This window comes from Pseudomonas sp. Pseusp88 (genome assembly GCF_047303955.1).
Lineage (GTDB): Bacteria > Pseudomonadota > Gammaproteobacteria > Pseudomonadales > Pseudomonadaceae > Aquipseudomonas.
Window position 1 is genome coordinate 37,630 of sequence record NZ_JBGLYM010000008.1, and the last position, 12,661, is coordinate 50,290.

Consider the following 12,661-nt stretch of genomic DNA (forward strand, 5'->3'; position numbering starts at 1 on the left):
AATCGCATCGGCCATGACCAGTGGCTGGGCCTTCTTTCATCAGGACGCTTTTGACAGGACGACCCTCTTGGAGCCACTGCCGCCCCTGCACGCCGATCTCCCGCCCCTGCTCAGCCTGCGCGCCTTCGAGGCGGTAGCCCGGCACCTGAGTTTCATCAAGGCCGGGCAGGAACTGTCGGTGACCCAAAGCGCCCTCAGCCATCAGGTGCAGAAACTCGAACAGCATCTGGACTGCCGCCTGTTCATTCGCCGCACCCGCGCTATCGCGCTGACCGAGGTGGGCGAGCACTATTACCCACAAGTGCGCCAGGCCCTGGAAACCATCGCCGCCGCCACCCGATCCTTGCGCAGCCACACGGCCCAGCCGCGTACTTTGCGTATCGGCCTGCTGGCATCCTTCGCCACTCTGTGGCTGGCACCGCGGCTGTCCGGCTTTCTGCTGGCCAATCCGGATATACAGGTCGAGCTGCTGCCGTCCTGGCAACTGGCGGATGTTGCCGGGGAGGAAGTGGAGCTGGCGATACGCTATGGCAAGGGTGGCTGGGCCAACGTCAACGCGGAGCTGTTGATGAGCGAGCGCCTGGCGCCGGTGTGCAGCCCGGCTTTCAAGGTTCAATGGCTGGCCGCTCAAAAAAACCGCAAGCGCCCGGACCTCAACCCCGGCCCCCTGCTCACCTCGCAATCAGCGGTTGCCGCCCACAGCCAGTTCGAATGGCTGGACTGGGCGAAGAAGCACCGTCTGGATATCAGCACGGTGCCGAGCCTGATGCTGCACGACTACAACATCGTGGTCGAAGCCGCGATCTCCGGCCAGGGCATCGCCATGGGCCGCCAGCGCCTGATCAGCCGGCGCTTGCAGGACGGCTCCCTGGTAGAGCTGCTGGACGACATGCCTTATGAAAGCAACATTGGTTACTGGCTGGTCAGCCAAGGCGGGCCCATGAGCGATGCGGCGCGACGCTTTTCGGACTGGCTGCTGAGCGAATGCCTTGAACATGGATGAGAGTTTTAGATACGTCGACTGAAATCTATCCGTTTGTCGTCCAGTCGGCCGACTTCCATTGTGGGTGTATCCCTCATTGGAGTACGCCGCCATGGTCCGTCTGTCCGAACGCCTGCAACACCTCGACCTGCAACTGTCCGCGCCAAGCAGCCCGGTCGCCAATTACGTCAGTACCGTGCGCAGCCAGAACATGCTGTATATCTCGGGGCAGATTCCCATGCGCGATGGCGCACCTGCCTATCAGGGGCGTCTGGGCGAATCGCTCAGCGAGGAGGATGGCATCGCCGCTGCGGAACTGGCCGCCCTGGGTCTGCTCGCGCATCTGGCCGACGTTCTTGATGACGACTTATCGAAACTGGTCCGTATCGTGCGCCTGGGTGTGTTCGTTGCCTGCACGCCTGACTTTCAGCGTCAGGGCGTCGTCGCCAACGGCGCCTCGAACCTGTTGGTCAATGCCCTTGGCGAGGCCGGTCGGCATGTACGCACCGCCGTCGGCGTCGCCGCCCTGCCTCAGGGCGTAGCCGTAGAGGTGGACGCCGTCTTCGAGTTGCAGCCATGAGCGGCATCGATGAAGAGGAAGTCCGCAGCCTGCGCGCCGCCACCCCCGGTTGCAGCCAGGTCATCCACTTCAACCACTCCGGCGCCTCCCTGCCCAGCCAGGCCACCCTTGATGCAATCATCGGCCAATTGCAGCGCGAGGCCCTGAGCGGTCCGATGGAAGCCGCCGCCCAGGGTGCCGCGCTGCAGGAAAGTGCCCGACAACGTGCGGCTCGATTGATCAATGCAGCAACGGCCTCGGTGGCGTTCAGCAGCAGCGGCTCGGCGGCCTGGGGCATGGCGTTCGCCGGGCTGGGGCCGTGGCGCGCAGGCGATCGCATTCTGGTCGGGCGCCAGGAATGGGGCGGCAACCTGGCTTGCATGGCTCAAGCGGTGGCGGCGGGTGCGAGTGTCGAAACGATTCCGTGCAACGCCTCGGGTGCCGTTTCGGTGGAGGCTCTGCAAGCCATGATCGATGAGCGGGTGCGACTGATTTCCCTGACCTGGCTGCCTGCCAACGGCGGGCTGATCAATCCAGCCGCGGCCATTGGCGCCGTTGCCCGGCGTCACGGCATCGCCTATTTCATCGATGCCGGACAGGCGCTTGGACAGATCGAGGTCGATGTCCATGCGCTGAACTGCGATGTACTCAAGGGCGCTTGCCGCAAGTATCTGCGCGGGCCGCGGGGCACTGCCCTGCTGTATATCCGCGAAGGTTTCATCGAGCGGCTGCAACCGCCGTTTCTCGACGTGTTGTCGGCACCGCAGAACGGCGAGCACTTCCACCCGCGCGGCGATGCCCGGCGCTTCGAGACCAGCGAAGTGTCCCTGGCGCTGATGGCCGGGCTTGATAACGCATTGGCTGAGGCTCTGGAGCTGGGAATTGCGCGCATCCGCCAGCGTGTTACGCATCTGGCTGCGTTCGCCCGTGAGCAACTGGCGTCGGTCGACGGGCTGACCCTGCATGACCTTGGCGAGCCGGGGCAGCAATCGGGCCTGATCGCCCTGAACCTGCAGGGCTGGGACGCCAACGCCCTAAAGGAGAATCTCGCCCGGCACGGCATCAATATCGGCGCCAATGGCGTGGCCTACACACCGCTGGACATGCAGGCGCGGGGGCTGGGATCTATTGCCAGGGTGTCGGTGAGTTATCTGAATACTGAGGAGGAGATCGAGGAGTTGGTGCAGGCATTGCGAATGATTGGAAGCTGAATGCGCTGTTTATCTGTGGGACCGGTTTTAGCCGGAAATACCTCTTCCCGGCTGAAGCCGGTCCCACAGGCCAATCCAGAGAATTTCAGACTTCAACGTCTACCCACATCCCCTGTCGCGGCTCGTTATCGATCAGCGGCACCACAGGCACTGTGTTATCGGCATTGAGCGAGTGCCCCGGCAATGCCAGGTGCTCAACCACCGGTTCGCCGTTTTCTTCCTGTTGTTTTTGCTTCTGCTGGCGCTGCTGCTCTTCGTACAGATACAGTGCCTCGCGCTCGGCTTCTTCCTTGCGCATGTCTATGGTCACCTCGGCAGAGCTGGGCTGCACCGGGGCGACCGGAGGAATCTCGGGTAATTGCCGGGCGGGGTCCAGTTGCGAGGTAATGGGCACCGCACTCAACGGAAGCGTCGGTTGCAACATGATTTCGATCTCCTATTGAGTAGCTGTCGGCCAATTGTTTGCCGACTTGAGGCTGTTGGTTAGAAAGATCCGACTATGTTTTAACCAACAAGTGCCCTGAAGCGGCCTAATTGTCGGCATCCGCCGACGAATGCGCGGTTTTTCTCAATGCGCCTTTGGCCTGGAGGGCTGCATCCGTTAACATAGTCGGCTTTTTCAGGCGGAGACAGGCAGCATGGCGCAGCAGTATCAACCGGGGCAACGCTGGATTAGTGACAGCGAAGCCGAGCTGGGTTTAGGCACCGTTCTGGCACAGGACGGCCGCTTGTTGACCGTGCTCTATCCGGCCACTGGCGACACGCGCCAGTACGCGCTGCGCAACGCGCCGCTGACGCGGGTGCGTTTCTCGCCGGGCGACGTGATCACGCACTTCGAGAACTGGAAGATGACCGTGCGCGAAGTCGAGGATATCGACGGCCTGCTGGTCTATCACGGCCTCAACGCGCAGAACCAGCCGGTGACCCTGCCGGAGACGCAACTGTCGAATTTCATCCAGTTCCGTCTGGCCACCGACCGCCTGTTCGCCGGGCAGATCGACCCCCTGGCCTGGTTCTCGCTGCGCTACAACACCCTGGAACACACCAGCCGCCAGCTGCAATCGTCGCTATGGGGCCTGGGTGGCGTGCGTGCTCAACCTATCGCCCACCAATTGCACATTGCCCGTGAAGTCGCCGACCGCATCGCGCCGCGGGTTCTGCTGGCGGACGAAGTCGGCCTGGGCAAAACCATCGAAGCCGGTCTGGTGATCCATCGCCAACTGCTGTCAGGCCGCGCCAATCGCGTACTGATACTGGTTCCGGAGAACCTGCAGCACCAGTGGCTGGTGGAAATGCGCCGACGTTTCAACCTGCAGGTAGCGCTGTTCGACTCCGAACGCTTCATCGAGAGCGACGCCAGCAACCCGTTCGAAGACACCCAACTGGCCCTGGTCGCCCTGGAATGGCTGGTCGAAGACGGGAAAGCCCAGGACGCCCTGTTCGCCGCGGGCTGGGATCTGCTGGTGGTAGACGAGGCCCATCACCTGGTCTGGCACGAGGATCAGGTCAGTCCTGAATACGCCCTGGTCGAACAGCTTGCTGAAGTCATTCCCGGCGTGTTGCTGCTGACCGCGACCCCGGAACAGCTGGGGCAGGACAGCCACTTCGCCCGTCTGCGCCTGCTCGACCCCAACCGTTTCCACGACCTGAAAGCCTTCCGCGCCGAGAGCGAGAACTATCGCCCGGTGGCCGAAGCCGTGCAGGAGCTGCTGGACCAGGGTCGCCTGTCGCCCAAGGCGCACAAGACCATTCAGAACTTCCTCGGCAGCGAGGGCGAGGCCCTGCTCACCGCCATCAATGATGGCGACAAGGAAGCAGGCCCGCGCCTGATTCGCGAGCTGCTCGACCGCCACGGCACCGGCCGCGTGCTGTTCCGCAACACCCGCGCCGCCGTGCAGGGTTTCCCGGAGCGCAAGCTGCACCCATACCCGCTGCCCTGCCCGGCTGAATACCTGGAGTTGCCAGTGGGCGAGCATGCCGACCTGTACCCGGAAGTCAGCTTCCAGGCCCAGCCCGACGTCGAGGACGATCAGCGCTGGTGGCGCTTCGACCCGCGCGTCGACTGGCTGATCGATACCCTGAAGATGCTCAAGCGGGTCAAGGTCCTAGTCATCTGTGCCCACGCCGAAACCGCCATGGACCTGGAAGACGCCCTGCGCGTGCGCTCCGGCATCCCGGCCACGGTGTTCCATGAGGGCATGAACATCCTCGAACGCGACCGCGCCGCCGCTTACTTCGCTGACGAAGAATTCGGCGCCCAGGTACTGATCTGCTCGGAAATCGGCAGTGAAGGCCGCAACTTCCAGTTCTCCCATCACCTGGTGCTGTTCGACCTGCCTGCGCACCCGGACCTGCTGGAACAGCGCATTGGCCGTCTGGACCGGATCGGCCAGAAACACATCATCGAATTGCACGTGCCTTACCTGGAAACCAGCCCGCAAGAGCGTCTGTTCCAGTGGTATCACCAGGCGCTGAACGCCTTCCTCAATACCTGCCCGACCGGCAACGCCCTGCAGCATCAGTTCGGCCCGCGCCTGCTGCCGCTGCTCGAAGGCGGCGATGACGATGACTGGAACGTCCTGATCGACGAAGCACGCAGCGAGCGCGAGCGCCTGGAAAGCGAACTGCATACCGGTCGCGACCGCCTGCTGGAACTCAACTCCGGCGGTGCCGGTGAGGGTGAAGCGTTGGTGGAGGCGATTCTCGAGCAGGACGACCAGTTCACCCTGCCGATCTACATGGAAACCCTGTTCGACGCCTTCGGCATCGACAGCGAGGACCATTCGGAAAACGCCCTGATCCTCAAGCCAAGCGAGAAGATGCTCGATGCCAGCTTCCCCCTGGGCGACGACGAAGGCGTGACCATCACCTACGACCGCAACCAAGCACTGACCCGCGAAGACATGCAGTTCATCACCTGGGAGCACCCAATGGTCCAGGGCGGCATGGATCTGGTGCTGTCGGGCTCCATGGGCAACACCGCCGTGGCGCTGATCAAGAACAAGGCCCTCAAGCCCGGTACCGTTTTGCTGGAGCTGCTCTACGTCAGCGAAGTGGTTGCCCCGCGCGCCCTGCAACTGGGCCGCTACCTGCCGCCGGCGGCCCTGCGCTGCCTGCTCGATGCCAATGGCAACGATCTGTCTTCCCGTGTCTCGTTCGCCACCTTGAACGACCAGCTGGAAAGCGTGCCACGGGCCAGCGCCAACAAGTTCATCCAGGCCCAGCGTGATGTGCTGACGCCGAAGATCAACGCCGGTGAAGCCAAGATCGCGCCCAGGCACGCCGAGCGTGTCGCCGAAGCCCAGCGTCGCCTGGCCGCCGACACCGAAGAAGAACTGGCGCGCCTGACCGCCCTGCAAGCGGTCAACCCGACCGTACGTGACAGCGAACTGAGCGCCTTGCGCGCCCAACGCGAACAAGGCCTGGCCATGCTGGAAAAGGCCGCGTTGCGTCTGGAAGCGATTCGGGTGCTGGTCGCTGGTTGACTGAGACCTTCGACAAACCCTGTGGGAGCGAATTCATTCGCGAAGAGGCCGGTACATTCGATGCAATACTGTCGTCTGGAATGCCATCTTCGCGGATGAATCCGCTCCCACAATTGCGTCAGTCCCCTGTTAGTACAGCGCCCACATCGCTTTGCGCAACCGGCGCATCCGCCACCATCCCCGCCCTCATCCGCTCGGCATCGCGACTGAAACACCGTGAAGCCTGCAGCAGAAACAGCAAACACATAAATATCGCCACCGGGATCAGGTACATGGCGTCGTGCAGGCCCACGGCCTTGAACGCCTCGGTCATCTGCTCGGCACCGGCAGCCGCCATCGCCGCATGGGCGAAGTGATCCGACAGCAGACCAACCACCACCGGCCCTAACCCGCCCCCCAGCAGATACAACCCGGCAAAGAACAGCGCCATGGCCGTGGCCCGCAGGCGCGGCTGCACGACGTCCTGAATGGCGGTGTAGACACAGGTATAGAAGTTGTAAGAGAACAGCCAGCCGATGCTGAACACACCGACGAATACGCCGATTTCGATACGCCCGGCATGCAGGGCATAGCCGGTGGTCAGGGTGGCGATCAGCATGCTGAACGCGGCCAGCAGCAGACGGCCATTGGCCCGGCGCTGATGCACCTTGTCCGCGACCCAGCCGCCCAGGGTCAAACCGACCAGACCGGTCACCCCGACAATCAGCCCGGTAGCCATGGCAGCATTCTGCAATGACAACAGAAAGTAGCGCTGCAACATCGGCACCATGAATGAGTTAGTGGCGTAGGTGGCGAAATTGAAGGCCAGACCGGCCAGTACCAGCCAGCCAAAGGTCGGTACCGACAGCACCTTGCGGATCGGCCGATCGATTTTCTCCACCGACATCTGCACGCTCTCGGCAGCGCCGCGCCTGGGCTCGCGAATGAAGAACATGAACACCGCCAGCACCAGGCCCGGCACCGCTGCAATAAAGAACGGCGCGCGCCAACTGTCGAACGCCTTGACCATGGCGCCGATGGTGAAATAGGCCAAAAGCAGCCCCAGCGGCAGACCCAACATGAAGATGCCCATGGCCCGGGAGCGCTTGTGCGCCGGGAATAGATCGCCGATCAGCGAGTTGGCGGCGGGCGCGTAGCTGGCCTCACCGACGCCGACACCCATGCGCACGATCAGGAAGCTCCAGAAGCTGGTCATCAGACCATTGATCGCCGTCAACCCGCTCCATACCGCAAGGCCCCAACCCATCAGGGCCCGACGGGAACCGTTATCGGCAATACGCCCAAGGGGTAAGCCGGCGATGGCATAGACCAGGGTAAAAGCCGTACCGATGATACCGAGCTGAAAGTCGCTCAGGTGCCACTCCATGCGGATCGGCTCAATGATGATGGCCGGGATGGTGCGGTCAAAGAAGTTGAACAGGTTGGCGAGAAACAACAGAAACAGCACGCGCCAGGCGTTGTCTGCCTGGGTGGCTTGATCCGCGAGAGGACTGGGCATGGGAGGCAATCTCATTTTTATTGTTATTGCGCAGCCTAGGAGGCTCTGGCCGGATTGTCTGTAAACATTCGTAAAGCCATGGAGCAGGTATCAGATCGAGCAATAAATACGGCGGCACGACTTAAGCCGCCCGGGAATGGACAGCCTTGCAGCCACTGCGAAATCATTGAATTCAACGGATCATCAGGTTTGACCCATCTCAGCGCTGCCTCCAGCAGCGGCGGTTGCGAGTAGATGCAAGGCTATCTGTTCAGCAAACCCATGCCGATGGAGCGACTGTGCCCACTGATGCAGGAGCTCAATCAACGCAAACCGGTCATTACCGAAGCGCTGCCACAGCAGGTGTCAGACGGCGAAAATACTGACACAAATCATGTTTCTCCCCCCTGGTCAATTCACAGGCAAACCATTCATCGGTTAAAAGATTAAAGATTGTCGGCCCCAAGCCGATCTGCCATCAGACGACTGGGGAAAAAGCCTTAGTCATGAGTAGGGCAAAGCCCTATCGCCCAAGCAAAAAGCGCACTGTAAAGTCGTAATTTCTTTTTCTGTGATGGCTCGGTGACATGCACTGGAACCGCCATCCTTCCAGGTATATGGCGCACGATGACCAATAAAAACACAGCAACTGATTCGGATTCCGAAACCCAGGTCGGCGTTACGACAGAAAAGGCCGTGGCCCCGCAAGCCTACTATCGTGCTCAACCCATTCCGATGCAGCAGTACATCCCGGCCCAGCCGTACATGTATTTCACCGAGACGGACACCGACCGCATCCTCGATAACCTCGACGGCCTGCGCGATATTGTGTTCCCACCGTCACCGGCGCATATCGAAGATGATCAGATGCGTCGTGATCAGCAATTTCCGTCGGTGTGCCTGATCGGCCTCGGCCGTTGCGGGTCGAACATTGCGCTGGATGTTGCCGAACTGGTGTACAACGCGCGCAAGTTCTATCTGAATCAGTTCAATAACGAAGACCGCCTGGCCGCTGACAAGAGCTACAGCCCGGCCAACTGGATCCGCAACAACCTGCGCCTGGTGCAGAGCAAGGCCGCCAAGCCGGTGTTCCTGGTCGAGCCTCTGGTGATGCTGGGCGACCTGGACAAGGACATTGCCGGACGTATCCGCTTCTCACGCAAAGGCGAGAAAAGCGGCTTCATCAACGACTACAGCAAAATGAAGATCATGGACCTGTCCGAGGTCCATGCCGGTGGTGCGGGTAACGCGCCGATCCTGGGTCAGTACCTGGCCAAGATCATCCTCAACAAGGACACCCAGAACTTCTCCAGCGCCGACTGGAAACTGATCCACTCGTACCTGATCGACTCCTGCGGCATCAAAGCCAACCAGTCGCGCCTGTACTTCTATATCTTCAGCGCCGGTGGCGGTACCGGTTCGGGCATGGCCTCGGAATTCGGCCTGGCGCAGCAGTACTCGTACATGAACAAGACGTTCGATACCAAACCGGCCAGCGAGAACGACAGCAAGCGCGGTCGCTCGTTTGTTTTCGAACCGATCTTCACCAGTGGCATTTGCGTACTGCCGAATATTTCCGACCATCGCAGCGAAATGTCGGAAGCCCTGCACATCAACGCCGGTCGACTGCTCTGCAAATATCTGGCTGAAGAATGGGACTTCTCCTACAACTTCGAAAACGAAGACAGCAGCGAAGCCAGTGTCATGGGTCGTATCCGCCCATGGAACGCCATGATGCTGATCTCCAACGACATCATGCGTTACGCCGAACAGAGCGATGACAGCGGCATCGAGAATATCGACGTCAACGCCATGGAGCGTCACGCTAACCAATACATCTCGCAACAGATTTTCAACATTCTGACAGCCCAGGCCGTCACCACCGACTACGACCAGAATTATTTCCGTCGTGCCGGTATCGACATCGGCGAGACGATTCGCCTGGATGCCAACGACCTGTTCATGAGCCTGGCCGGCCCGGTGGCCTGCGCCTACGCCGAATCCGTGGTGCCGGAACAACCGGCACCGGGTTCGGACAAGTTCAAGGTATTCGAGAAGGAACCGCCGCGCCTGAATATCGACGATCTGTTCTTCCGCTCCATCGACCTGCCGCACTTCAACAAGGTCACCCAGGCCATCGAAGGCATCAGCCTGCTGCCGATCGAGTCCAAGCGCTACCGCGCCGCTCTGGATCAGTACAAGACCTCCGGCTATGACGCCGCAGCCCTGCACGACCTGCACTTCTTCAAGAACTGCTCGTCGGTGGTCTCCATCGTCTCGCTGCCCAAGGACTACAAGCTGTCCTACATGGACCTGAACCGGCTCAAGACCCACCTCAACAGCCTGTTCCCCAACACCACGCTCAAGCGCTATGCACTGGTGATCGGCGCCTCGGCGAACCTGTCCCTGACCACCCTGATCGCCAAGAGCCCTTGCCTGTCGGACGATTTCCTGACGCTGATCGTAGCCTTCATCAAGCGCTGCTTCGCCCGCAATCAGTTCCGCTTCGACGACACGCTGGACAACGCCATCCTCGATTTCATCGTCAGCGATGAATTCGACGAAGGCCGTATCGACGAGCTGCTCAACGAATACGAAAACCCGGCCAAGATCCTCGATACCAACTGGTACGCGATCAAACCGATGTATGAGAAGAAATACCGCGAGCTGATAGAGGACAAATCCAAGTTCGTCTCGATCAACGATATCCGTATCTCCCGCGACAGCGTGAAGAAGGCTATCAAGTACCTGCGCGAGATCTATCGTCACCGCATTGGCAAGACCCGGGTCATTTCGCTGAATAACCATACGGGCAAGACGGCGTACTAATCGCGATTTTCTGCGAACCACCTGTGGGACCGACTTTTGCCGGGAAGGCGCCTTCCCGGCTAAAGCCGGTCCCACAGTCATGACAGGATCATGCTTCGGTGTGGGGTTTTTCTCTACGACAGAAATCCGACGGTTACCGACCTACTCACTCGACCGACCTCGGCGCACCAAAAAAGAGCAATAAGTCAGACCTTCGCCCTATCCTGGACCAGCACCCAAGGTGCCACTACTACCGCCCAGAGCGACTGATTGCGTTCTACCAGCTCCACAGCCCTCGACTCAGCCACCTTGCCGAGTTCACCACTGGCCATCCACGTCGCCACCTTATCCGCCTCATTTTGCGCGATGGCGTGCGCTACGGCGACCAGATCCAGGGACTCCTCGACCCACAACAGGGCACCCTTGGCAAAGAATGGTTGCAATTCTGTCCAGGGGATAGAGGCGGTCTCACCGAGCAGTTTGGCATAGAGGGTGCTAGGTTCTTGCGTCATGGGTTTCACCAAAAAGAAAATCGGCGCAATGATAGCGCCGCGCTTTCTTCAGACAAACCCAGATTCAAATGAATGATTGCAGGGAAGTTTCGGACAGGCAGGGAGATTTGAGGACTGAGTTCATCGATCAATCGACTTGATTCTGTAACTTTCTTTCAATTAAGCGACATCGATAGGTTTGCCCCCCCGCAGCCAGCTTTCCAAGCGCCGGACCGGCACTCTAAACTGTGCCGGTACAGTTGCAGGTGGGGTATGACCTGGATTACTCAATCCGGTCCTGCAGCTTTTTGGCCGTCAGGATTATAAAAACTACAACGCAAGAGTGGAGCATCATGACTAAGGGTTCTAAGCAGATTTCCAAGTTGTTTGCCGCACTGGTTCTGGCGGGGGTTGCCAGCCATTCGTTCGCAGCAGACACCATCAAGATCGGCATCGCCGGCCCTAAAACCGGCGCAGTTGCCCAGTACGGCGACATGCAGTTCAGTGGCGCGAAAATGGCCATCGAGCAAATCAACGCCAAAGGCGGCGTGGATGGCAAGAAACTCGAAGCCGTTGAATACGACGACGCCTGCGATCCGAAACAAGCGGTAGCGGTCGCCAACAAAGTGGTCAACGACGGCGTCAAGTTTGTGGTCGGCCACCTGTGCTCCAGCTCCACCCAACCGGCTTCCGACATTTACGAAGACGAAAAAGTCATCATGGTGACCCCGGCTGCCACCAGCCCGGAAATCACCGCTCGTGGCTACAAGATGGTGTTCCGCACCATCGGCCTGGACAGCGCCCAGGGCCCGGCTGCTGGCAACTACATTGCCAAACAAGTCAAACCGAAAATCGTTGCCGTTATCCACGACAAACAGCAGTACGGTGAAGGCATCGCCACCGCCGTCAAGCAGACCCTGGAAAAAGACGGCGTAAAAGTCGCCCTGTTTGAAGGCATCAACGCCGGCGACAAGGACTTCTCCTCGCTGATCACCAAAATGAAACAGGCCGGGGTCGACTTCGTCTACTACGGCGGCTACCACCCGGAGCTGGGCCTGATCCTGCGTCAAGCCAAGGAAAAAGGCCTGACCGCTGGTTTCATGGGTCCAGAAGGCGTGGGTAACGCCTCCATCTCGCAGATTGCCCAGGATGCTTCCGAAGGCCTGCTGGTAACCCTGCCTGCCTCGTTCGACCAGGAACCAGAGAACAAAGCTCTGGTAGATGCATTCAAAGCGAAGAAAGAAGACCCGAGCGGTCCGTTCGTGTTCCCGGCCTACGCTGCGGTTGAAGTCATCGCCGACGCCATCAAGACTGCGAAGTCCGAAGACACCACCAAAGTGTCTGACGCTATCCGCGCCGGTACCTTCAAGACCCCGACTGGCAACCTGTCGTTTGACGCCAAGGGTGACCTGAAAGACTTCAAATTCGTCGTCTACACCTGGCACAAAGATGGCACCAAGACTGAAGCGCCTGTGAAGTAATCACACGCCTCGCGTTGAACCCAAAGCCCACTGCAACCGCAGTGGGCTTTGTTTTACGAGGCTGGCGGGTTTCACAAGAATCCATGAGCCTTTGAACATCTTGAAACCGTTACCAGTGAATCACTGGGCTCGTGTCAAACGTGGACACAGATCACGGCACGCGAGCA

The 12,661-nt window shown here is 60.1% G+C and carries 10 protein-coding genes; 7 read left to right on the forward strand and 3 right to left on the reverse strand.

Translation table 11 applies throughout. The features are described from left to right. The first annotated feature begins 67 nt into the window (after positions 1-67). From ACCD02_RS12800 to ACCD02_RS12810, 3 genes are all read left to right on the forward strand, one after another. Positions 68-1,003 (forward strand): LysR substrate-binding domain-containing protein, encoded by a 936-nt coding sequence (locus ACCD02_RS12800; RefSeq protein ID WP_413301976.1) that lies wholly within the window; start codon positions 68-70, stop codon positions 1,001-1,003. A gap of 91 nt (positions 1,004-1,094) precedes the next feature. Continuing rightward, positions 1,095-1,562: a RidA family protein gene (locus ACCD02_RS12805; RefSeq protein ID WP_413301979.1), complete on the forward strand. Its 468-nt coding sequence runs from the start codon at positions 1,095-1,097 to the stop codon at positions 1,560-1,562. After that, entirely contained in the window at positions 1,559-2,752 is a 1,194-nt protein-coding gene (locus ACCD02_RS12810) for an aminotransferase class V-fold PLP-dependent enzyme (RefSeq protein WP_413301982.1), read from the forward strand. Before ACCD02_RS12805 ends, ACCD02_RS12810 begins: the two co-directional genes overlap by 4 nt. An 85-nt stretch (positions 2,753-2,837) precedes the next feature. Here ACCD02_RS12810 and ACCD02_RS12815 read toward each other — a convergent pair whose 3' ends face one another. Further along, positions 2,838-3,176, reverse strand: a complete 339-nt coding sequence (locus ACCD02_RS12815; RefSeq protein WP_413301985.1) for an aspartate-semialdehyde dehydrogenase — start codon at positions 3,174-3,176, stop codon at positions 2,838-2,840. Positions 3,177-3,390: 214 nt separating this feature from the next. On the opposite strand from ACCD02_RS12815, the gene rapA reads away from it, so the two are divergent. Beyond that, positions 3,391-6,237: an RNA polymerase-associated protein RapA gene (rapA, locus tag ACCD02_RS12820; protein WP_413301987.1), complete on the forward strand. Its 2,847-nt coding sequence runs from the start codon at positions 3,391-3,393 to the stop codon at positions 6,235-6,237. Positions 6,238-6,355: 118 nt separating this feature from the next. Here the strand turns inward: rapA and ACCD02_RS12825 are convergent, their stop codons facing one another. Further along, entirely contained in the window at positions 6,356-7,735 is a 1,380-nt protein-coding gene (locus tag ACCD02_RS12825) for a spinster family MFS transporter (RefSeq protein WP_413301989.1), read from the reverse strand. Positions 7,736-7,969: 234 nt separating this feature from the next. On the opposite strand from ACCD02_RS12825, the gene ACCD02_RS12830 reads away from it, so the two are divergent. Beyond that, entirely contained in the window at positions 7,970-8,164 is a 195-nt protein-coding gene (locus ACCD02_RS12830; protein WP_413301992.1) for a hypothetical protein, read from the forward strand. Positions 8,165-8,449: 285 nt separating this feature from the next. Further along, the gene (locus tag ACCD02_RS12835) at positions 8,450-10,543 is read left to right on the forward strand and encodes a hypothetical protein (RefSeq protein ID WP_413302457.1); all 2,094 of its coding nucleotides are present in this window, start codon (positions 8,450-8,452) and stop codon (positions 10,541-10,543) included. Positions 10,544-10,728: 185 nt separating this feature from the next. Here the strand turns inward: ACCD02_RS12835 and ACCD02_RS12840 are convergent, their stop codons facing one another. Beyond that, positions 10,729-11,034 carry a DUF2288 domain-containing protein gene (locus ACCD02_RS12840; RefSeq protein WP_413301995.1) on the reverse strand — a complete coding sequence of 102 codons (306 nt, stop codon included), beginning with the start codon at positions 11,032-11,034 and terminating at the stop codon, positions 10,729-10,731. Positions 11,035-11,366: 332 nt separating this feature from the next. Between ACCD02_RS12840 and ACCD02_RS12845 the strand changes: the two genes are divergently transcribed. Then, positions 11,367-12,494: a branched-chain amino acid ABC transporter substrate-binding protein gene (locus ACCD02_RS12845; protein WP_413301998.1), complete on the forward strand. Its 1,128-nt coding sequence runs from the start codon at positions 11,367-11,369 to the stop codon at positions 12,492-12,494. The last annotated feature ends 167 nt before the right edge of the window (positions 12,495-12,661 follow it).